A 23,166-nucleotide genomic window follows, 5' to 3' on the forward strand; every position below is an offset into this window, starting at 1 on the left:
AAGGGATAACGTACATCCACATGGGCACGACTGCAGTGGAGCGCCCCGCGCCCACGAGTACGACACAGGCCCGTCGGCGGCGGGTTGTGGGTCTGGGCATACTGGCGGTGATCCTCGTGACCGCTGGGGCGGTGTCGTTGGCCGTCGGTGCGCGCGCGCTCAGTCCGGCCGAGGTGTGGCACGGACTGTTCGCGGCGCCGGACGCCGACCAGCGGCTCACCGAGATCAGGCTCATCGTGCAGACCGTACGGGTGCCCCGGACGGTGCTGGCGATCGTGGCCGGCGTCGCCCTGGGGGCCGCCGGGGCGTTGATCCAGGGGTACACGCGCAACCCGATCGCCGACACCGGCCTGCTGGGGGTGAACACCGGCGCCTCGTTCGCCGTGGTGTCGGTGATCGCCGTGTTCGGGTTCTCCAACCCGTTCCAGTACGTCTGGTTCGCCTTCCTGGGGGCGGCGGTCGCCGGTGTCGTCGTGTTCGGTCTGGCGAGCATCGGCCGGGGGGCCGGCAACCCGTTGACCCTCGCACTGGCCGGGCAGGGGATCACGGTGTTCCTCATGGCGATGACCACGGCGGTCGCGCTGTCCAACCAGGCGTCGCTGAACGCGCTGCGGTTCTGGAACGCGGGCTCGGTGGCCGGTGTCGGATTCGACGTCATCTGGCCGGTGACCGCGTTCATCGCGGTGGGGCTGGTGCTGGCACTGACCACGCTGCCCACCATCAACCTGCTCAACCTGGGCGACGACGTGGCGCGGGGGCTCGGAGCGAACATCGCGCTGAGCCGGACCGTCGGCATCGTCGCCATCACCCTGCTGGCGGGCGCGGCGACGGCCGCGTGCGGTCCCATCGCGTTCATCGGGCTCATGGTGGCCCACGTGGCCCGGTATCTGACCGGGCCGGACTATCGCTGGCTCGTGCCGTACGCGGGCCTGCTCGGCGCCATCGTCCTGCTGGTCTGCGACATCGTGGGGCGCTTGGTGGTGCGGCCGGGCGAGCTGGACGCCGGTGTCGTCGTGGCCCTCCTCGGCGCCCCGTTCTTCGCGGTTCTGGTGTGGCGCGGAAAGTTCAAGAACGCATGAGCGGGACAGAGTTGAGGCCGGACGGGACAGAAGTGAAGCCGGACGGGACAGACGTGAAGCCATCGGTGGCGCCGGGCGTGCGGCTCGGCCAGGTGTCGTTCGTGTGGCGACCCTGGCTCGTGCTCGTCACGCTGCTGCTGGCGGCGGCGACCTTCCTGGTGTTCTGCCTGTCCATCGGCGTCGGGGACTTCCCCATCGGCCTGTCCCGGGTGATCCCCACGATCTTCGGTGGCGGTGAGCGGGTCGACGAGTTCGTGATCATGGACCTGCGGATGCCGCGTGCCCTGGCAGGGCTCGTCGTGGGCATCGCACTGGGGGTGTCCGGGGCTATCACGCAGTCCATCGCGCGCAATCCGCTGGCCAGCCCGGACATTCTGGGGATCACCGGGGGTGCCAGTGCGGTCTCGGTGTTCCTGGTGACGGTGTCGGGCGGCACCTCCGCGGCGATCGTCAACGCCGTGGGCCTGTCCTCGGCGGCGCTCGCGGGCGGTCTCGGCACCGGACTGCTGGTGTACTTCCTGGCGTGGCGGCGCGGCGTCGACGGCTTCCGGCTCATCCTCATCGGCATCTCGGTGAGCGCCGTGATGGAGGCGATCACGACCTGGCTGCTGGTCACGGCCGACATCAGGGACGTGGCCCGGGCCCAGGCGTGGCTGGTCGGCTCGCTGGACAACCGGTCGTGGGACGAGGTGTGGGTGGCACTGTGGTGCTCGCTCGCCCTCCTGGTCGTCGTGTCGTGTGCCGCGTTCCAGTTCAAGCCGATGCACTTCGGCGACGAGGTCGCCGCGGGCCTCGGCGTGCGGTACTCGATGGTGCGGGCCGTGCTGCTGCTGTGCGCGGTCCTGCTGGCCGCCGTGGCGGTGAGCGCGGCGGGCCCGGTCCCGTTCGTCGCGCTGGTGGCGCCGCAGGTGGCGATGCGTCTGGCGCGGTGCCCGACACCGCCCATGGTGGCCTCGGGCCTGGTGGGAGCGCTGCTGCTGATCGGCGCGGACCTGGTCGCGCGCACGGCGCTGCCGATCAGTCTCCCGGTCGGCGTGGTCACGGCCGCGATCGGCGGCCCCTTCCTCGTCTATCTGCTGGTGCGGGCGAACCTCAGATAGCTGATACAAAGTAAGGCAAGCCTAAACAAGGGGGCCTTGTGGTCGCTCAGCCCATCACCGGGATCGAGTCCGGGGTCGAGTCCGCGGTCGATGACGCCTCCCGCCTGGCGGCCAGGGGCGTCACGGTCGGGTACGGCGGCCGGATGGTCATCGACGGTCTTGACGTGGCGATACCGCCCGGGGTGATCACCACGATCATCGGACCCAACGGCTGCGGGAAGTCGACCCTGTTGCGGACCCTGTCACGGCTGCTCAAGCCGACCAGGGGGACGGTCGTGCTGGACGGCGACGACATCGTCAAGCTCAGGACAAGGGACGTGGCGAAGAAGCTCGGCCTGCTGCCGCAGGCACCGGTGGCGCCGGAGGGGCTGACGGTGTCGGACCTGGTGGCCAGGGGCCGCCATCCGCACCAGAGTTGGCTGCGGCAGTGGTCGTCGGACGACGCCGCCGTCGTGGAGCGGGCGCTGGCCATGACCGGGGTGTCCGACCTGGCCGACCGTCCGGTCGACTCGCTGTCCGGCGGCCAGCGTCAGCGCGTGTGGATCTCGATGACCCTGGCCCAGGGAACCGACCTGCTGCTCCTCGACGAGCCGACCACCTACCTGGACCTGGCCCACGCGATCGACGTGCTCGACCTGGTGGACGACCTGCACGAGTCGGGGTGCACCGTGGTCATGGTGCTGCACGACCTCAACCTGGCCACGCGCTACAGCGACAACCTCGTCGTGATGCGGGAGGGGGCGATCCTTGCCCAGGGGCACCCGCGTGACGTGATCACCGCGGAGTTGCTGCACGAGGCGTTCGGACTGCGCGCCAAGGTGATCGACGATCCGGTGGGCGACCGGCCGCTCATCGTGCCGATCGGTCGCACGCATGTCCAACTCGACTGAGTTCTCATAAAGTTACAAAAGTTAGGCTAGGCTAACCTCACCTGCGCACGATAAGGTTTGCCTGCCCTTAGACGGGGGCGCAGCGGACAGCGCGAAAGCAAGGGACTTCGAATGCTCCTCCATCGAACGACGCTCAAGAGATCCCGGCGGCGGCTGGCGGCGGTCTTGTCCGCCTCGGCCCTCGGCGTCGGCCTCCTCGCGGGATGCGGTTCCGACTCGTCCGACTCGGACAAGGCGAGCGACAGCACCACGACCGCCCCCGCCGGCGCGTTCCCGGTCACCGTGGAGCACGCGTTCGGCACCACGAAGGTCACCGAAGCTCCGAAGCGGGTCGTCTCCGTCGGCTACACGGACGACCAGACCATCCTGGCGTTCGGCATCAAGCCCGTCGGCATGGTCGACCAGTACCCGAACCCGCCGGGCAAGACCCCCGACATCAACACCCAGTGGCCCTGGGTGAAGGACAAGTGGGGCGACACCAAGCCCGAGGTCATCATGAAGAACGGTGACTCCGGCCCCAACTACGAGAAGATCGCCGCCCTGCGGCCGGACCTGATCATCGCCGTGTACTCGGAGGTCGACCAGGCGGCCTACGACAAGCTGTCCAAGATCGCTCCGACGGTGGGCCGTACCAAGGCCGAGAAGGAGCCGTTCAGCGCGCCCTGGCAGGACAACGCGCTGCACATCGCCAAGGCACTCGGCAAGGCCGAGGAGGGCGAGAAGATGGTGGAGGGCATCCAGGGCCAGCTCGACGCCGCCAAGGAGGCGCACCCCGCGTTCGCGGACCAGACCGCCGTCGCGCTGTCCTGGTACGAGGACTCCGTGGCGCCGTTCACCTCCACCGACGTGCGCGGACGTCTGGTGTCGGGCATCGGCTTCAAGTACCAGACCGAGATCGACAAGGTCGCGGACGGCAGCTTCTACACCAAGCTCTCTCCTGAGCGCATCGACCTGATCGACGTCGACCACATCTTCGTCATCAACGACAAGGCGGACACGGACGCCCTGAAGAAGTTCAAGCTGTTCACCAACCTGGACGCCGTGAAGAAGGGCAACGTGTCGTACCTGCTGGACAGCGAGGGCCCGGCGGTCGGCGCGGCCATCTCCCAGGGCACCCTGCTCTCCATGCCGTACGCGATCGACGAACTCGTCAAGTCGGCCGAGTAGGTGTGAGCACCACCGACACGCGCGTCGCCCCGGCCACCCTGCGCACGGCGACCGGACGCGAGGCCGGCCGATGGGTCGCGGCGCACTGCCGCGAGGTGCCGTGGCTGACCGCGGCCACCGTGCTCACCACGGTGGCCGGGGCGGCGCTCCAGGTGCTCCCGGTGCTCCTGCTCGGCCGGGTGGTCGACGGGGTAGTCGAGGGCGAGTCGCGCTCCGTCCTGGTCACGGTCGGCGTGTGGATGGTGGCCGCGGCGCTGCTCGGCGCGGCGGCCACCGCGGTGTCGACCTACCTGATCGGGAGGCTGGGCGCGGATCTGCTCGCGCGGCTGCGGGAAGGCGCCGTACGGGCGGTGCTCGGGATGCCGAGCGCACGCATCGAGCAGGTCGGCCGCGGGGACGTGCTGTCCAGGGTCGGCGACGACGTGGCCGTGATCTCCAAGGGCATCCGGACGGCCGTGCCCACGGTGTTCTCGGCGGGCGTGCTGGTCGTCATCGCCACGGCCGGCATGTTCGGCCTCGACTGGCGGCTCGGCCTGGCGGGCGCCGGCGCGCTGCCCGCGTACGCGCTGGCCCTGCGCTGGTATCTCCCCCGGTCCGCCCCGCTCTACCGGAAGCAGCGGGTGGCCCAGGCCGACCGCGCGCAGGCGTTGATGAGCGGTCTGAACGGCATCGACACGGTCCGGGCCTACCGTCTTGAGGGCGCCTTCCGCGAGAAGGTCACCAGTGAGTCGTGGCGGGTGCGCGAACTCGGTATCGAGGTCTTCCGGTTCTTCGGCCGGTTCGTCGGCAGGGAGAACCGCGCCGAGTTCATCGGACTGGTCCTGATCATCGTGGTGGGGTACGCCCTGCTGGAGGCCGATGCCGCCAGCCTGGGCGAGGTGTCGGCGGCGCCGTTGATGTTCCACCGGCTGTTCACCCCGCTGGGCTCCATCATGTTCACCTTCGACGAGGCGCAGAAGTCGGGGGCGAGCCTGACCCGGCTGGTCGGGGTGCTGGGGGAGGCGGCGGAGGACCGGCTGGTGGGCGACGCCACCGTCACGGCGGCGGACGCCGTGCCGTACCCGGTGACCGTGCAGGGGCTGACGTTCAGCTATCCCGGCAGCGAGGAACCGGTCCTGCGGGACGTCGACCTGACGATCCCGGCCGGCGGTTCGCTCGCGCTGGTGGGGGCGACGGGCGCGGGCAAGACGACCCTGGCCGCGCTGATCGCGGGCATCGGAACTCCGCAGGCCGGGTCGGTGCGCGTCGGGCCGACCGACCTCGCCGGTCTGGACGAGGCCGGGGCGCGGGCCCTGGTGAGCATCCTGACGCAGGAGACGCACGTGTTCTCCGGTCCGCTCGCCGACGACCTGCGGCTGGCCGCGCCGGAGGCGACCGACGCCGAGCTGATGGACGCGCTGCGCACGGTCGGCGCCGACGCCTGGGTCGACGCGCTGCCCGACGGGCTCAGCACGCTGGTCGGCGAGGGCGGCGAGCGCCTGGACGTCACCAAGGTCGCCCAGATCGCCCTGGCCCGGCTGGTGCTGGGCCGGGCGCCGGTGGTCGTGCTCGACGAGTCGACCGCGGAGGCCGGCAGCGAGGGCGCCGCCGCACTGGAGCGGGCCGTGGTGGCCGCGTGCGCGGGCCGGACCACGTTGTTCGTGGCGCACCGGCTGACCCAGGCGATGGCGGCGGACCGGATCGCCGTGCTGGACGCGGGACGCGTCGTGGAGCAAGGAACGCACGAGGAGTTGGTGGCGCTGGGCGGCCGCTATGCGCGGCTGTGGCGGGCCTGGCGAGAAGGTAGTTAGTCACCCCGAGTACATCCCTGAGCAGGTTGGGCCAACTTTCATGCCTTGGAAGGGGCGCTGAGTCTTCGATGGTGGAACCGAGCGCTCGTCTCGTACTGCTTTCTCCCGCGCGACTGGCCGACGTGCGCCGGCGAACCGGCGACTTCTCCGACCGGACCATCGCCGAAGCGTGCGCGATCGGGCTGTCGTACTGGGCGACCGGCCGGAGCCCCGCAGGCATCGACCTCACCCCCGGCACGCTCTTCGCCGACGTCCTCGGGTGGGTCGACAACGGCGGGGACGGGCCCGGCGGCTGGGCGGTCGGCACGGACGGCGGGAGCGGCTGGAGCATCGCCGTCCCGGAAGACGTGGTGCCGGCCGAGGCGCAGCTCGCGCTGGACGACCTGGCCGACTTCCCGGACCGGCCCATCGGCACCATCGGCCCGTCCGGACCGGCGGCCAGGCTCGAGGCCCTGACCGAGTGGAACGACACCCGGGCCGACCGGGTCCGCCCGACCATCGTGGAGATGTTCCGCGAGCAGGCGCGGACCAGGCCGGACGCCGTCGCCGTGGTCGACGAGCACCGGTCGCTGACCTACCGTCAGGCAGCCGACATGTCGGCCCAGTTGGCCCACCATCTGATGGAACGCGGACTCACCGCCGAACAGGTCGTCGGCATCTCCCTGGGCCGCTCCGCCGACATGGTGATCGGGCTGCTCGGCGTGCTCCAGGCCGGATGCGCGTTCGTGCCGCTCGATCCGCAGTGGCCCGCCGCGCGCCGGGCCGTCGTCATCGAGGACGCCCGGGTCGTGCTGCAGCTCAACGCCCTGGGCGAGCACGATCCGGGTGAACCGGAAGCCGTGGCCGTCGACCTCGGCGACTGGAAGTTCGGTGCCTGTCCCACCGAGGGCACCGAGGTCGCCGTCCCCGGCAACGCCCTGGCCTACGTCATCTTCACGTCCGGTTCGACCGGGCGGCCCAAGGGCGCGATGATCCGGCACGAAGCGATCAGTGAGCGCCTGCTGTGGCAGGTCGACGAGATCCTGGGCTTCGGCCATGACGACGCGTCGCTGTTCAAGGCGCCGCTGTCCTTCGACATCTCCATCAACGAGATCTTCCTGCCGCTGGTGTCCGGCGGCAGGCTGGTGGTCCTGCGGCCCGGCGGTGAACGCGACCCGCACCACCTGCTGAGCGTGATCGCCGGACACCGCGTCACCTTCACCTACCTGGTCTCCTCCATGCTGGACGTGCTGCTGGAGATCGCGGGCGACTCCGGGCAGCTGGACAGCCTGCGGCACGTGTGGTGCGGCGGCGAGGTGCTGACCCCGGAGCTGTACGAGCGGTTCCGCACCCGGCTCGACATTCCCATGTACCACGGCTACGGCCCGGCCGAGACGACGATCGGCGTCTCGCACGTCATCTACCGGGGCGCGGCGGAACGCCTGTCGACGTCGATCGGCAAGGCCAACCCCAACACCCAGTTGTACGTCCTGGACGACGAGTTGCGCCCGGTCCCCGTCGGGGTCGGCGGCGAGCTGTACGTGGGCGGCTTCCTCCTGGGACGCGGGTACGTGGGCGCGCCCGGCCTGACGGCCTCCCGGTTCGTGGCCAACCCCTTTGCCGACGACGGGTCCCGGCTGTACCGCACCGGTGACCTCGCGCGCTTCGCCCCGGACGGGTCGCTGGACTTCCTCGGCCGGGCCGACAACCAGATCAAGATCCGCGGTATGCGGCTGGAGATCGAGGACGTCGAGGTCGGTCTCGCCGAGCACCCCGGGGTACGGCACACCTGCGTCGTCGCGAAGAAGAACACGGCCGGCGGCACCTATCTGGTGGGATACGTGATCCCGGCCGCCGGGAGCGAGGACCTGCGGGCGGACGAGGTCAAGGCGTGGGCCACCGAGCACATGGTGGAGTACATGGTGCCCGCCCACATCGTCGTGATGCGGGAGTTCCCGCTCACCGCGAACGGCAAGCTCGACCGGAACGCGTTGCCGGAGCCCACGATCGGGACGGGCTCCCTCATACCGCCCAGCACCGAGAACGAGCGCGCGGTGTGCGCGGCGGTCGCGTCCGTGCTGCGGCTGGAGGAGGTCGGTGTCGACCAGGACTTCTTCCAGCTCGGCGGAGACAGCATTCTGGCGATCTCGCTGCTGAGCGCGCTGCGCGAGGCGGGTCTCTACGTCACGGCACGGCAGATCTTCACCCACAGCACGACGGGAGCGCTGGCGGCGGTGGCCGGCCGTGAGGACGTCTCCACCGTGGACCACGCCGACGTCGCGACCGGGTCCGTCGTCGGATCGCCCATCGTGCAGTGGCTCGGCGAGACCACGGACGCGATCGACGGCTTCGTCCAGTCCGTGGTGCTGAACACCCCCGCCGACCTGACCGCCGACGCCCTCGACCGGATCCTCGCCGCCGTGGTCGGCCGGCACGACATGCTGCGCGCCAAGCTGGTGCGCGGCGACCGCTGGAGCTTCGACATCCCGGAGGCGGACCGGGCCGCAGCCGGGTGGAAGGAGAGCGACCGGCCGCTCGACGAGTGCGTCGCGCTCGCCACCGGAGAACTGGACCCGGCGGGCGGCGTGATGCTGCGTGCCGTCTGGCGCCGCGAGGCGCGGCAGCTGGTCGTGGTCGCCCATCACGTGGTGATCGACGGCGTGTCCTGGCGGGTCCTGATGGAGGACCTGGCCACGGCGTGGCGGCAGTTCGCCTCGGGCGCTCCGATCGAACTGCCCCCGGTGGGCACGTCGTTCCGGCGCTGGACGCAGTTGATGGAGCGCGCGGCCTTCGACGCGGACGGTTCCTTCTACTGGCGTCCCCTGCCGGGAGAGGACCGACCGGTGGGCAGGCGCCCGCTGTCCGAAGCCGACACCGTCGCGGGGGAGCGGGTGCGGACCGTCTCGGTCGGACCCGAGGTCACGGCCGCCCTGCTGGGCGAGATTCCCGCGAAGTTCCACGCCGGCGTCAACGACGTCCTGCTGACCGCGCTCGCCGTCACCCTCGCCCGGTGGCGCCGCGACCTCGGCCAGGACCAGACGTTCGCGCACATCGAACTCGAAGGCCACGGGCGTGAAGGGCAGTTCGTGGCGAGCACCGCCGGCTTCGAGCCGGAACTGTCGCGGACCGTGGGCTGGTTCACCACCCTGTTCCCGGTGACCGTGGACCCCGGCGCGGCGGCCGACCTCACCGCACCCGAGTACCTGGCCGCCGCGCTCAAGGCGGTCAAGGAAGACCTCGCCCGGGTGCCGGACAACGGTGTCTCCTACGGCGCCCTGCGTTACCTGACCCACACCGAGTTCGACGCGCCCGCACCGCAGGTGCTGTTCAACTACCTGGGCCGCTTCGACGCGGGCGCCCTGGGCGACTGGCAACTCGCCAAGACCACCGGACAGTTGGGCGAGAAGCGCGACCCGAGGATGCGCCTGCCACGTGCCCTGGAGTTCAACGCGATCGCCGAACCCGCCCCGGACGGCGGCGACTACGAGCTGGTCACCACCCTCTCCTGGCCCGACGGGATGTTCACCGACCAGGACATCACGACCCTCGGCGCCTACTTCCGGACGGCCCTCGCCGGACTGGCCGCGCTCGACCAGGGCGGCCACTCTCCCAGTGACTTCGCCCTGGTGCAGCTGACGCAGGCCGACGTCGACGCCCTGGACGGACCGGCGCTGCGGGACATCCTGCCGCTGACCCCGTTGCAGGAGGGCCTGTACTTCCACTCGGTCTTCGACGACGACTCGGCGGGTGCCTACGTCGAGCAGCAACTGCTCACCCTGGACGGTGAGGTGGACGCCGGCCGGCTCGCGGCGGCGGCCACCCGGCTGCTCACCCTGTACCCGAACCTGGCCGCCCGGTTCGTGGCCCTCGCCGACGGCCGTGTGGTCTCCGTGCTGGAGAGCGGCGTGGAGGCGCCCTTCACCACGCTGGACCGTCCCGGCATCACCGACGACGAGATACGCGACCTGGCCGAGCGGGACCGCCGCGCCGGGTTCGACCTGGCCACCGGCCCGCTCATGCGGTACACGCTCATCCGCGCGGGCTCCGGCCGGCACGTGCTGGTGCAGACCGTGCACCACATCATCGCCGACGGCTGGTCGGTGCCGCCGATGCTCCGCGCGCTGCTGGCCGAGTACCACGCGCCGGGCACCCGTTACCCGCTCGGCGGCTTCCCCGACTACGTGCACTGGCTCGCCGGGCGCGACGAGGACGAGAGCGACCGCGTATGGCGCGAGGAGCTCGCCGAGCTGCCCGGCCCGTCGCTGGTCGCCGAGGGGCACACCCCCTCCGACCGGTTCGCCGACACCGCCGTGGAGCCGGGGGACGACATCGACGCGGCCGTCCGGACGGCCGGCGTCCCGCTGAGCGTGGCCGTGCACAGCGCCTGGGCGGTGACGCTGGGCGGCCTCCTGCACGGCACGGACGTGGTGTTCGGCTCCACGGTGTCCGGACGCGACGCCGACGTGAGCGGCATCGAGGACATGGTGGGTCTGTTCATCAACACGATCCCCGTACGCGCCCGGTGGACCGGCACGACCACCTCCCGCGAGCTGCTCGCCTCCGTGCGGGCACACCAGGGGGCGGTGCTGCCGCACCAGCACGTCTCGCTGGCGAGGATCGGCCGCCAGGCCGGCGCCGGCTCACTGTTCGACACCCTCGTGGTGTTCGACGTGGCGACCGATGCGAACGCCCTGCGGGGACCCGACGACACGCTGGTCATCACCGACATCGCGAACGAGGGAGCCCCGCACTACCCGTTGACGCTGGTGGTGGAGCGCACGCTCGACGGCCGTCCGCGCTTCCAGCTGATCTACGACGGTGAGCTGCTGCGGGAGGCGAGCGCTCGGACGATCCTGCGCACGTTCACCTCGACCCTCACCGGCCTGCTCACCCGGCCGGACGCCCTCGTCGACGGCCTGGCGGCCGAGAGCGACCGGCGTCCCGCGCCGATCACTCCGACGACCCTGGGCGGGCTGTTCGACGCCGCCGCGCGCCGCGACCCGGCCGCCACCGCCGTCACCCAGTGCGGTCTCGACGGCGGCACCCGGTCGCTGACCTACGGCGAACTGGCGGACGCGAAGAACGAGTTGGCGGCCGTCCTGCGCGGGGCCGGTGTCGGGCCGGGCCAGCGGGTCGCCGTCGCCGTCCCGCGCTCCGTCGAGCAGGTCGTCGCCCTGGTCGCGATCGTCGCCGCGGGCGGCGCGTACGTACCGCTGGACCTGGCCTACCCGGACGACCGGCTGGAGTACATCCTCGCCGACGCCGCCCCGCAGGTCGTCCTCGTGGAGCGTGAGCAGCGGGACCGCTTCACGCAACTGCTGGCCCGGGCGGGCGTGCCGGCCCGCGTGCTCGTACAGGGGGACGAGCTGCCGGTGGGGGACACCGCCGCGGCCGAGGCCGGTTGGCACGACCCCGCGTACGTGATCTACACCTCCGGATCGACCGGCCGTCCCAAGGGCGTCGTCGTCCCGCACTCCAGCGTCGTGACCCTGCTCGCGAACACCCGGCCCGGCATGGAGTTCGGTCCGCACGACGTGTGGGTCCAGTTCCACTCCTTCTCCTTCGACTTCGCGGTCTGGGAGCTGTGGGGCGCGCTGGCGCACGGCGGTGAGCTGCTGGTGCCGGACTACGCGCTGACCCGCTCCCCGGTCGACTTCCACCGGCTGGTCCGCGAGCGTTCGGTGACCGTGCTCAACCAGACGCCCTCGGCGTTCTACCAGTTCATCGAGGCCGACCGGCATGCCGACGAGCCGGTCACCGCCCTGCGCCGGATCATCTTCGGAGGCGAGGCGCTGGATCTCGGGCGGCTGCGCGGCTGGGTCGAGCGGCACGGCACCGGTGCGCCCGAGCTGGTCAACATGTACGGCATCACCGAGACCACCGTCCACGTCACCCACCGGGTGCTGACGGACGAGGACTTCGACGGGGACGACGTCAGTCCGATCGGCGGTCCGATCCCCGGCCTGGTCACCTACCTGCTCGACGACCGGCTCCGGCCGGTGCCGCCGGGCCGGGTGGGAGCCATCTACGTCGCCGGCGACCAGGTGTCGCTCGGCTACCTGGGCAGGCCGGGGCTCACCGCGGGCCGGTTCGTGGCGAACCCGTTCGCCGGCGACGGCTCCCGGATGTACCACACGGGCGACCTCGCCCGCCGCACCCTCGACGGCGAGCTGGAGTTCGCCGGCCGCGCCGACGACCAGGTCCAGCTCAAGGGCTTCCGGATCGAGTTGGGCGAGGTGGAGGCCGCGGTCAGGGAACTCGACGGCGTGGTCGACGTGGCCGTCACCGTGGCGGACAGCGGCGACCACCTGGTCGCGCACGTCGTGGGCCGGGTGCCCGGTGACCTCGTCGATTCGCTGTCCGCGAAGCTGCCCGTGCACATGGTGCCGGGCCGGGTGCTGCCGGTCGACGCGCTGCCGCTGACGGTCAACGGCAAGCTGGACCGGAAGGCTTTGATCGAGCGCGCGGCCGCGCCCCTTGGGGGCGCGGGGCTGAATCCATATGCGGCTCCGCCGCGGGGCGCGACCAGCCCCCACCGGCCCGCGGATTCGTCACCGGACTCCGCACTCGCTGCCCTGGTCGACGTCTTCGCCGACACCCTGCCCGGCACCGTCGTGGACGCCGACACCGACTTCTTCCGCGCCGGAGGCGACAGCATCGTCGCCATCACCGTGATCAACCGGGCCAGGGCGCTCGGCCTGCCGATCGCGCCACGGGACGTGTTCCTGTACAAGACCCCGCGCGCTCTCGCCGAACACCTGGCGACACACGCACCGCGCACACCGCAGGCCGCCGCGACCGCGCCCGCCCGCCGCGCGGACGGCCCACTGCCGCCCACGCCGATCATTCTGCGCCAGCGGGAACTCGGCGGATCGCTCGCCCGGTTCGCCCAGGCCAGGGCGCTGACGGCGCCCGAGGGCACCGGGTTCGCGGACGCCGGGCGCGCCGCGAACGCCGTCGTGGCCGCGCACCCGGCCCTCCGGCTGCGGCTGCGCGTCGAGCACGGGGTGTGGGCGCTGCGCACCGAACCCGCCCGCGAGGTCACCGTCGTACGACCGGACACGACCGACGCGGCGACGGCGGCGAACGAGGCCGCCGGACGGCTCGACCCGGAGTCCGGGGACGTCATCGCGTTCTCGTGGCTGGAGACGAGCCGGACCCTGGTGGTCACCGTGCACCACCTGGCCGTCGACTCGGTGTCCTGGCTGGTCCTGCTGGACGACCTGGCCACCGCCCTGCGCGGTGAGCCCCTGGCACCGCCGACCACCTCCTACGCCGAATACGCCGAAGCACTGAACTCCCGGTCCACCGAGGTCATCGACGACCTCGGCCACTGGGCGACCACGCTCCGGGCCCCCGCGCTGCTGCCCGAGGTCGAGGGCCTGCGCGAGAGCACGGTCGTGCTCGCCCCCGAAGCGAGCGACCGCCTGACCCGCACCGCCCCCGCCGCATTCGGTGTCGGTCTCACCGAGTTGCTGTGCGGTGCCCTGCGCACCGCGCTGACCCGTGTCCAGCCGTCGCCCACCGATCTCGCGATCGAGCTGGAACGGCACGGCCGGGTGCCGGCGCTGGAGCACCACGACTACACCCGTACGGTCGGGTGGTTCACCTCCATCGCCCCCGTACGGCTCACCGCGCACAGCGACCCCGTCGCGGCGGCACGCGAGGTGGCCGAACGCCAGCCGGACGAGTGCGCGCACGTCGCCTACGGCCAACTCCGGTACCTCAACCCGCAGACGGCCTCGCTGCTGACAGCCCGCCCGCAGGTGCTGTTCAACTACCTCGGCCGGGGCAGCGAGTCCCAGGCGCTGCACATCACCGGCGGCGACCAGGGCAGCCCCTACGCCGTCGAGGTCAACGCGTGGACCGACGCGGCCACCGGAAGCCTGCACGCGGCGTTCACTCTCGCCGAGGGCATCCCCGACGAGATCACCGAACACTGGCTGAGCGCACTGGAACACCTCGCGGACGCCTCCGTGACGGCCGAGCGCACGGCACCGGTCACCCCGCTCCAGCGCGGTCTGTTCTTCCAGGCCCAGATGGCCGGCACGGCCGGACACTATGTCGCCCAGAGCTGGTTCACCTTCGACCGGCGCCTGGACACCGACGCGCTGGCCGAGGCGATGGCGTACGTGATCGCCCGTCATCCCGTCGTGGGCGCCGGCTTCACCACCGACGACGACGGGAACCCGGTCCAGGTCCTCAGCGCCGGGAGACAAGTCACCGTCCGCACGGTCGAGTTGGCGACGGAGGCGGAGGTCGAGGCCCTGCGTGCCCGGGACCGTGACACCGGCTTCGACCCGGGGGAGCCGCCGCTGATCCGGGTGACCGTGGTGCGCCTGCCCGAGGGCCGCGACGGCCTGCTGCTGAGCTACCACCTGCTGCTGTGGGACGGCTGGTCCCGCGAGATCGTGCTGCGGGACCTCTTCGACGCCTACCAGGCCGTCGTCGCGGGCGAGCCGCTGGACGCGGCCCCGGCCACGCCGAGCTTCGAGGACTACGCCCGGGCGCTCGACGCCAAGGACCCCGCCGTATCGGAACGCTTCTGGGCGGAGCACCTGGCCGGCCTCCCCGGCCCGACGCTGCTCGCCGGACCGGCGCCGTCCCTTCCGGACGAGCTGCCGCGCGCACTCGTGCACACCCTGTCCGCCGAACAGTCGGACCTGCTGCGGGAAGCGGCCAGGGCACACGGCGTCACCCTGAACTCGGTGCTGACCGGCGCGTTCGGCCTGCTGCTCGGCGCGCACACGGGCCGCGGTGACGCCGTGTTCGGCGTGACCGTCTCCGGCCGGGAGGGCGAGGGCCTGGACGAGGTCGTCGGCGTGCTGCTCAACACCGTGCCCCTGTGGACGCGAGCACGGCCGGACGACACCGTCCGGGAGTACCTGACGGCCGTACAGGCGGCCAGGGTCGAGGCGATGGAGCATGAGCACCTGGGCCTCGGCGAGATCCAGCGGGCCAGCGGGCACGACACCCTGTTCGACAACCTGTTCGTGCTCCAGAACTTCCTGGACCTGGACGCGTTCGCCGAGATGAACGCCCGGCACGGCATCACCTCGGTGAAGGCCGACGACTCCACCCACTATCCGTTCACGTGGGTCGTCACGCCCGGCGAACGGCTCACGGTCAAGCTTGAGCACCGCGACGGCGACACCGGGAGCGCTCGTCGTCTCCTCGACGACTACCTGCGCGTACTCGAGGACCTGGCCCGGACGACCGGTCCGGTCGGCGCCTTGCGGGGGCTGGGGCCCGAGCCCTCGCGGGAAGCGCGTACGGACGTCGGCACGGACACCGTCGTCGACCGGTTCGACCGGGCGGCGGACCGCGACCCGCAGCGGGTCGCGCTCGTCGCCCACGGCGAGACCATGACCTTCGCGGGGCTCCGGGACCGCAGCCGTGCGGTGGCGGGTGTGCTCGCCCGGCGCGGCATCGGCCCCGAGACGACCGTGGGCCTCGCGATCCCGCGCTCGCTCGACTCGATCGTGGCGCTGTTCGCCGTACTGCGCGTCGGCGCCGCGTACGTGCCGCTGGAGCTGGACCACCCGGACGAGCGGATCGCCGCTATCGTCGCGGACGCACGCCCGGAGGTCATCCTCACGGTGAGTGCCGTATCGCCCCGGCTGACCGGCGATCGGGCGGACCTGATCGAGCTGGACCGCCCGCTGCCCGAGGCCGAGCCGTATCTCACGTTCGCGCCGGACGACCCGGACCGCCTGCGGCACCCCGCGTACACCATCTACACCTCCGGATCGACCGGGAAGCCCAAGGGCGTGGTGACCGAGTACGCCGGGCTCACCAACATGCTGATCAACCACCAGCGCCGCATCTTCGAGCCGGTGCTGGCGCAGCACGGCCACCGGGTCTTCCGGATCGCGCACACCGTGTCGTTCGCGTTCGACATGTCGTGGGAGGAGCTGCTGTGGCTCGCCGACGGCCACGAGGTGCACATCTGTGACGAGGAACTGCGCCGCGACGCACCCCGGTTGGTCGAGTACTGCCTCGAACACGGCATCGACGTCATCAACGTGACCCCGACCTACGCACAACAGCTCGTCGCCGAGGGCCTGTTGGACAACCCGGCACGGCGGCCGGCACTGGTGCTGCTGGGCGGGGAGGCCGTCACCCCGACGCTGTGGCAGCGGCTCGCGGAGACCGAGGGGACGGTCGGCTACAACCTGTACGGACCCACCGAGTACACCATCAACACCCTCGGCGTCGGCACCTTCGAATGCCAGGACCCGGTGGTGGGCGTCGCGATCGACAACACCGACGTGTACGTGCTGGATCCGTGGCTGCGTCCCCTGCCGGACAGGGTCCCAGGCGAGCTGTACGTGTCGGGCATCGGCATCGCGCGCGGCTATCTCGGGCAGCCCGCCCAGACCGCGCACCGCTTCGTCGCCTGCCCCTTCGGCGCACCCGGCGAACGCATGTACCGCACCGGGGACCTGGTGATCCGGCGGCCCGACGGGAACCTGATGTACCTGGGCCGCACCGACCAGCAGGTCAAGATCCGCGGCCACCGGGTCGAACTCGGCGAGGTGGAGGCCTCGTTCGCGGCGCACCCGGCGGTGCGGTTCGTCGCCGCGGTCGCCCAGCCCGACCCGCAGGTCGACGGGGCGTACCGGCTGGCCGCCTACCTCGTGCTCGACGGCGCCGCCGATCTGGCGGCGGTCGCCGCCGAAGTGGGCGCCGGGCTGCCGGACTTCCTGCGCCCCACCCACTACGCCCAGGTCGACAGCATCCCGCTCACCGTGAACGGGAAGGCTGACACCAAGGCGCTGCCGGAGGCCAAGCCGCTGGGCGCGCTGACCACGGCGGCGGAGCGCGGCCCCGAGACCGAGACCGAGACCACGGTGTGCGAGTTCTTCGCCGAGGCACTGGACCTGGACGACGACGAGGTGAGCGCGGTGAGCGACTTCGTGTCCCTCGGAGGACACTCCATGTTGGCGGTGCGGCTGATCGGGCTGCTCCGCCGGGAGTACGGCCCCGTGGTCACGATCCGTGACCTGTTCACCCTGCGAACCCCGGAAGCGATTGCCCGCCACCTCGATGACCACCACGATGACAACTCCTGACACGCAGCGGCCCCACCCGGGGTCCGACATCCTCCGGACCGCACTGCGCCGCAACGTGGGCGCCATGGTCTGGGGCACCGTCCTCATGGGCCTGTACCAGGCGGGGGAGACCGCCTTCCCCATCGCGCTCGGCCTGATCGTCGAACACACGATGAAGGGGGACCGGAACCTCGGCTCGCTCGCCCTGTCCATCGGTGCGCTCGCCGTGATCATCACGACCGTGTCGCTGTCGTGGCGGTTCGGGATGCGCATCCTGCAGAAGGCCAACACCACCGAGGCGCACCGCTGGCGGGTGCGGGTCGCGTCCTGCGGACTCCAGCCGGTGGCCAGGGACGTCGACCTCAAGTCCGGTGAGGTGCTGACCATCGCCACCGAGGACGCCGACCAGACCGCCGACATCATCGAGGTGGTGCCGCTGCTGATCAGCTCGCTGGTCGCGGTCGTGATCGCGGCTGTCGCGCTGGGCCTGGCCGACGTCCGGCTCGGCCTGCTGGTGATCGTGGGAACCGTCGCGATCCTGTCGATCCTGAGCGTGATGTCCAAGCGGATCGGCGCCAGTACCCGCGAACAGCAGGCCCGGGTGGCGCGGGCGGGCGCCAAGGTCGCCGACCTGATCATCGGCCTGCGCCCGCTGCACGGCTTCGGCGGCAACCACGCGGCGTTCCGGTCCTACCGGAAGGTCAGCACGGAGGCGAAACACCAGGCGATCACCGTCGCCCGGGTGAACAGCGTGTACGCGGGCACCGCGCTGGCCCTCAACGCGGTCCTCGCCGCCGCCGTGACCCTGACGGCGGGCTGGCTGGCGTTCGAGGGCCGGATCACCATCGGGGAACTCGTCATGGCCGTGGGGCTGGCGCAGTTCATCATGGAACCGCTCAAACTGTTCTCGGAGATGCCGAAGTACGTGATGATGGCCCGCGCCTCGGCCGAACGGATGGCGCTGGTGCTGACCGCGCCGCCGGTGACGACCCCTGGACCGCAGCGTCCGGCCGCGGGCGGGGACCTCGAAGTCGACTGCGTCCGGTACGGGCTGCTGCGCAAGCTGAAGTTGCAGGTGACCGCCGGCGAGTTCGTGGCGATCGCCGCCTACCAGCCGAGGGCGGCGGCCGACCTCGCGTCGATCCTGGCCGTGAGCGTGCCGCCGCACGCGTACGAGGGAGTGGTGCGGGTCAGCGGGCAGGAGATCGCGGACCTGTCGGTCGAGGCGGTCCGCGAGCACATGCTGGTGAACCCGTACGACGGGGAGATCTTCGCCGGTACCCTCCGGACGAACATCGACCCGTCGGGCACCAGCCGGATGATCCCCGAAGCCGTCGAGGCGTCCATGCTGACCGACGTCGTGGCCCTTCACCGCGAAGGCCTCGACCACGCCGTCCGCGACCGCGGCGCGAACCTCTCCGGCGGCCAGCGCCAACGGCTCTCCCTGGCCCGCGCCCTCGCCGCCGACACCGACGTCCTCGTCCTGCACAACCCGACCACAGCCGTCGACGCGGTCACCGAACAGCTCATCGCGCGCAACGTCGCGAAGCTGCGCCGGGGGCGCACCACCATCGTGATCACCAGCAGCCCGGCCCTCCTGGACGCCGCCGACCGTGTCCTCGTCCTGGAGGACGGTGTCATCACCGCCGAGGGCACCCATCGCACCCTCCTGGCCACGGACGAGGACTACTGCCTGGCGGTGGCCCGGTGACCCGCCGCAGCGGACGGTGGTCGCGGTCAAGCGCGTCTCGATGAACGCTTCTTGCACACTTTTCGGCCATGCCGGGGGTGCGCGGAGCGCCGCCGTCTCGGACGTTCCGCTGCCCGGATCGGCGACGGCCCGGGCGGCGTGTGGCGCGGATGAGCCGCTTCCGCGGCGGAAGTACAGGCCCCGTAAGGGGTATGTGAAGCACTTGCGTGCAAACGGGTCCGTAACCCACACCGCAGTACTTTAACCCTCACCGACCTCCGGCAAGCAGTGGCGCGATCTCGTTCCCCCGGGTCTCTGTTACCGGCGGTACCGACGTGCGCGCTGAGCTCTCCGCCCGGCGGACGAGAGGGGTTTCCCCGTGGGACACATGGACCATTTCAGCGCCGGATGGGTCACCCCCGTCCTCTCCTACGTCATGGCCTGCGTCGGCTCGGCGCTCGGCCTGCGGTGCACGGTCAGGGCCCTGGAGGCCGACGGTGCCTCGAAACGGAACTGGCTGCTGCTGGCCTCGTTCGCGATCGGCTCCGGCATCTGGACCATGCACTTCGTCGCGATGATGGGCTTCGGCGTCGAGGGTACCCCGATCCGCTACGACGTCCCGCTCACCGTCCTCAGCCTCGTCATCGCCATCGCCGTCGTCAGTGCCGGCGTCTTCACCGCCGGGTACGGGCGCTCGCGCGTCACGTCGGTGGCGCTCGGCGGGCTCGGCACCGGACTGGGCGTCGCCGCCATGCACTACACCGGCATGGCCGCGCTCAACCTGCACGGCACCGTCGTGTACGACCCGTTCCTCGTCGTCACCTCCGTCGTGATCGCCGTCGTCGCCGCGACCGCCGCGCTCACTCTCACCCTCATCGTGCGCGGTCCCGTCCTCGCGACCGCCGCCGCGCTCGTCATGGGGCTCGCGGTCAGCAGCATGCACTACACCGCCATGTACGCCGTCGACGTCAGCCTCGCGCCCAGCAGCGCCGAGCTGCCCGGGGCCACGGCCACCGAGTTCCTCTTCCCGCTCGCCGTCGTGCTCGGCTCGTTCCTCTTCCTGACCTCCGCGTACGTCGCGCTCTCCCCGACCGGCAAGCGCGCCGAGTCCGTCGCCGCCGAACTGCTGCGCGAGGTCGAGCTCTCCACCGCGACCGCCGCCACGCCCGCCGCCACCAGCGCGACCGCCTGAGCCGTACGTCCGCACAGCCGCACCGCACACTTTCGAAGAGGTATCCCATGTCTGTCGCCCGTGCAACGGAACGGCTGCGTCCCAGATCGGTCCGGGCCAAGATCGTCGCCCTGCTCATGCTGCCCATCGTGTCCCTCATGGCGCTGTGGGGCTTCGCCGCGGTGACCACGGCCTCCAGCATCGGCGACACCGAGCGGGTCAAGGACGTCAACGCCGAACTCCTCGCCCCGGTCGACGAGTTCGTCACCGCGCTGCAGGCCGAGCGGACCGCCGGCGCACGCCGTGCCGCCGCGCCGGACCCGGCCGGCCTCGACGCGGTCGAGCAGGCCCGGAAGGCCACCGACAAGGCCGCCACCGCCTTCCGCAACGGCGCCGACGCCGCCACCGCGGACGCCGAGCTCCTCGACGCCGGACTGCCCGCCCGCATCGACCGCCTGGAGACCGACGCGGGCGGACTCACAGCGCTGCGCGCGCGGACCGACGCGAAGGGCGCCGCCCAGACGGCGTTCACGGGATACTCGACGGTCATCGAGCACGCCTTCGCCGTCACCGGCGCGCTCACCGGCGAGAACGGCACCCACGCCGCATCCGAGGCACGGGTCGTCCTCGAACTCGCCCGCGCCCGCGAGGCCGTGGCCCGGGAACAGGCCCTCCTCGCCGCGGGGAGCGGGGCCGGGAAACTCACCACGGAGCAGTACGCGCAGTTCGCCGGCGCCGTCGCCACCCAGCGGGAGCTCCTGAAGCCCGCGGTCGCGGATCTGAAACCGGCGCACCGGGCGGCGTACGACGCGGTGCTGAAGAGCGGGAGCTACGACAGTCTCGCGGCCGGCGAGGACCGGGTACGCGGCGCCGGACCCGGCACCCCGGTCGTCTCCGCGGACTTCCTGAGGGACTGGGACAACGCCGCCGACGCCGTGCTGAAGGGCCTCGCCGAGGCCCAGTCGGGAGCCGGTACGGGCGCCACGGCCAAGGCGAACCCCTTCGGCTGGGACACGCTGGGCGCCTCCGGCATCGCCGTCATCCTCGGCCTGGTGGGCGTGCTGCTGTCGCTGCTCGTGTCCGTGGGCGTCGGCCGCGGCCTCATCGTCGAACTGCTCGACCTGCGCAACTCCGCCCTGGAGGTCGCCGGACGCCGGCTGCCGCGGGCCATGCGCAGGCTGCACGCCGGGCAGGGCGTGGACATCGACGCCGAGGCCCCGATGCGCCGTCTCGTCGGCGACGAACTCGCCCAGGTGGGCAGCGCACTCACCGCCGTGCAGCGGGCCGCGCTCAAGGCCGCCTCCGAGCGCGCCGACCTGCTCCACGGCATCTCCGGCGTGTACGTCAGCCTCGCCCGTCGCAGCCAGGTGCTGCTGCACCGCCAACTCGACCTGCTCCACCAGCTGGAGCAGCGCCCGCGCGACCCGGCGGAGACGCACGACCTGTACCAGGTCGACTACCTCGCCACCCGGATGCGCCGCCACTCCGAGAGCCTGCTCATCCTGTCCGGCGTCGCGCCCGGACGCGGCTGGCGCGACCCGATCCCGCTGGTGGACGTCCTGCGGGCCGCCGTCGCGGAGATCGAGCAGCCGGGCCGGGTCCAGATCTGGGCCGTCCCTCGCGTCTCCCTCCACGGCGGCGCCGTCGCGGACGTCATCCACCTGCTCGCCGAACTCGTCGAGAACGCGGCCTCCTTCTCACCGCCCAGCGCCCCTGTCCAGCTGCGGGCCGGCCGGCTGCGCGACGGCCTCCTCCTCGAGATCGAGGACAGCGGCTTCGGCATGAACGAGGAGGCGATGGCCGAGGCCAACCGCAAGATCCAGTCCGAGAACGTCGACCTGCTCGACGCCAAGCAGATCGGACTCTTCGTGGTCAACCGCATCGCCGCCCGGCAGGGCCTGCGCGTCGAGCTGCGCGCCTCGGCGGGCGGCGGCGCCACGGCGGCCGTCCTCATCCGCGAGGACCTGATACGGGACGACATGCCGGTGCACGACGCGGCACTCCCCGACGGCCAGGACGGCGGCCGGGCACTGGCCCCCGCGTCGGCGTTGATCCCGCAGCAGCGAGGGTGACGAGGACACGAGGACGCCGGGCAGCGGGCGGTAGCGCCGGCCCGGCGCCCCGCTCGCAGCTCCGCCCCTAGGCGAGAGCCCAGGCGACATCCCTGAGCAGGGCGTGACGCCAGCCCGCCCGGTCGTGGCCCGACGGTGACCGGGAGACCCGTACGGTCGCACCGGCCCCTTCCGCCAGGGTCTCGGTCAGTTCGCAGTGGGGCAGCATCCGCGTCTCGTGTTCTCCCACGTCGAACGCGACCCGCAGACCGGACAGGTCCGGGCGCTCCCGCAGGCGCGCGGCGATGGTGCCGCCGACCGGGCCGCCCAAGGGGTCGGCCAGGTCCGGGGCGTCGGGTGTCCACCAGAACGAGCCCGACTGGCAGGCGACGCGGGACACCAGGTCCGGGAACTCCAGAGCCGCGTACAGGGCGCTGAGCCCGCCGAGGCTCTGCCCGGCGACCACCAGCCGGTCCCGGTCCGCGGGTACGCCGGATTCCGCCACCAGCGGCAGCAGTTCGTCCCGGACCGCCTCCCACAGCTCGGGCGCGCACCCGAACTCGGTCCCCCTGTCCGTGGTCGGCAGGAAGACGAGCGTGACCGGCGGCAGCTCGCCGCCGGCGACGGCCGCGTCGAACGCGGTCATGGCCGGGTGCAGGTACAGCCAGTCGTCCCCGTCGAGCAGCAGGACCACCGGTCCGCCGCCGCCCGCCGGGTGGACCCGCACGGTGCGCCGCCCGCCGAGCCGTGCGCTGTTCCAGCGGATCCGGGTGCGCGGGACGGGCAGCACGTCGTCGGCGCCGAGGTCGGGCCAGTGCGGCTGGGCCGGGGTGTCCGGGGTCGCGGCGATGGACCGGTCACCGCCCGCACCGGCCGGGTTGAGCGGGTCGGCGCAGGCCGCGTCGCCGACGAGGAACTGGTAGGTCACGCGCAGCCGCGGGGGCATGCGCACCTCGGCGTACCAGCAGTCCGTGTCGCCCCACCGGCGCAGCGGCACCGGCTCCGACCAGCTCTCGAAGCCGACGCTCGCCGGTTCGCAGCCGCGCCGCAGGAACAGGGTCACCCAGCCCTCGCCGTCGGGTATCGACGCGGGTGTCCTCGCGGTCGCCCAGAACGCGTCGGTGCCGGGTGCGCCGGGCAGTCCGAACGCGGCGAAGGTGTCTTCCCCCACCAACCTCATGAACGTCTCCTTGTG

Annotated in this window: 10 protein-coding genes; 9 read left to right on the top strand and 1 reads right to left on the bottom strand. The window is 71.9% G+C overall.

What is annotated here, in order from left to right; all coding sequences use genetic code 11:
* Positions 1 to 20 precede the first annotated feature (20 nt).
* The 9 genes from KUM49_RS24190 (at position 21) to KUM49_RS24230 (ending at position 21,992) form a co-directional block, all read left to right on the top strand.
* Positions 21 to 1,079: an iron ABC transporter permease gene (locus tag KUM49_RS24190; RefSeq protein WP_217239021.1), complete on the top strand. Its 1,059-nt coding sequence runs from the start codon at positions 21 to 23 to the stop codon at positions 1,077 to 1,079.
* Positions 1,076 to 2,179, top strand: coding sequence for an iron chelate uptake ABC transporter family permease subunit (locus tag KUM49_RS24195; protein ID WP_217239022.1), 1,104 nt, complete (start codon positions 1,076 to 1,078; stop codon positions 2,177 to 2,179). The genes KUM49_RS24190 and KUM49_RS24195 overlap by 4 nt, the downstream gene beginning before the upstream one ends.
* 38 nt (positions 2,180 to 2,217) lie before the next feature.
* Positions 2,218 to 3,069 (top strand): ABC transporter ATP-binding protein, encoded by an 852-nt coding sequence (locus KUM49_RS24200; protein WP_217239023.1) that lies wholly within the window; start codon positions 2,218 to 2,220, stop codon positions 3,067 to 3,069.
* A 111-nt stretch (positions 3,070 to 3,180) separates the two neighbouring features.
* Positions 3,181 to 4,236, top strand: coding sequence for an iron-siderophore ABC transporter substrate-binding protein (locus tag KUM49_RS24205; RefSeq protein WP_217239024.1), 1,056 nt, complete (start codon positions 3,181 to 3,183; stop codon positions 4,234 to 4,236).
* 2 nt (positions 4,237 to 4,238) lie between these two features.
* Positions 4,239 to 6,026, top strand: coding sequence for an ABC transporter ATP-binding protein (locus KUM49_RS24210; RefSeq protein WP_217239025.1), 1,788 nt, complete (start codon positions 4,239 to 4,241; stop codon positions 6,024 to 6,026).
* A gap of 68 nt (positions 6,027 to 6,094) precedes the next feature.
* The gene (locus KUM49_RS24215) at positions 6,095 to 17,080 is read left to right on the top strand and encodes a non-ribosomal peptide synthetase (protein WP_217239026.1); all 10,986 of its coding nucleotides are present in this window, start codon (positions 6,095 to 6,097) and stop codon (positions 17,078 to 17,080) included.
* Positions 17,067 to 18,770: an ABC transporter ATP-binding protein gene (locus KUM49_RS24220; RefSeq protein WP_217239027.1), complete on the top strand. Its 1,704-nt coding sequence runs from the start codon at positions 17,067 to 17,069 to the stop codon at positions 18,768 to 18,770. The genes KUM49_RS24215 and KUM49_RS24220 overlap by 14 nt, the downstream gene beginning before the upstream one ends.
* A 358-nt stretch (positions 18,771 to 19,128) precedes the next feature.
* Complete coding sequence (locus tag KUM49_RS24225) at positions 19,129 to 19,941, top strand: MHYT domain-containing protein (RefSeq protein ID WP_217239028.1); 813 nt, start codon at positions 19,129 to 19,131, stop codon at positions 19,939 to 19,941.
* Between the two features lie 47 nt (positions 19,942 to 19,988).
* Positions 19,989 to 21,992, top strand: coding sequence for an ATP-binding protein (locus tag KUM49_RS24230; protein WP_217239029.1), 2,004 nt, complete (start codon positions 19,989 to 19,991; stop codon positions 21,990 to 21,992).
* A 67-nt stretch (positions 21,993 to 22,059) separates the two neighbouring features.
* On the opposite strand, the gene KUM49_RS24235 is transcribed toward KUM49_RS24230, so the two are convergent.
* Complete coding sequence (locus tag KUM49_RS24235) at positions 22,060 to 23,151, bottom strand: alpha/beta hydrolase-fold protein (protein ID WP_217239030.1); 1,092 nt, start codon at positions 23,149 to 23,151, stop codon at positions 22,060 to 22,062.
* Positions 23,152 to 23,166: the final 15 nt, after the last annotated feature.

The sequence above is a fragment of the Streptomyces sp. AC555_RSS877 genome, assembly GCF_019049245.1.
In the GTDB taxonomy this organism is placed as follows: Bacteria; Actinomycetota; Actinomycetes; order Streptomycetales; family Streptomycetaceae; genus Streptomyces.

Bases quoted from the DNA above. Each gene is read 5' to 3' on its own strand.
- KUM49_RS24190 (WP_217239021.1), top strand. From the start codon at position 21: ATGGGCACGACTGCAGTGGAGCGCCCCGCGCCCACGAGTACGACACAG.
- KUM49_RS24195 (WP_217239022.1), top strand. From the start codon at position 1,076: ATGAGCGGGACAGAGTTGAGGCCGGACGGGACAGAAGTGAAGCCGGAC.
- KUM49_RS24205 (WP_217239024.1), top strand. From the start codon at position 3,181: ATGCTCCTCCATCGAACGACGCTCAAGAGATCCCGGCGGCGGCTGGCG.
- KUM49_RS24215 (WP_217239026.1), top strand. From the start codon at position 6,095: ATGGTGGAACCGAGCGCTCGTCTCGTACTGCTTTCTCCCGCGCGACTG.
- KUM49_RS24220 (WP_217239027.1), top strand. From the start codon at position 17,067: ATGACAACTCCTGACACGCAGCGGCCCCACCCGGGGTCCGACATCCTC.
- KUM49_RS24230 (WP_217239029.1), top strand. From the start codon at position 19,989: ATGTCTGTCGCCCGTGCAACGGAACGGCTGCGTCCCAGATCGGTCCGG.
- KUM49_RS24235 (WP_217239030.1), bottom strand. From the start codon at position 23,151: ATGAGGTTGGTGGGGGAAGACACCTTCGCCGCGTTCGGACTGCCCGGC.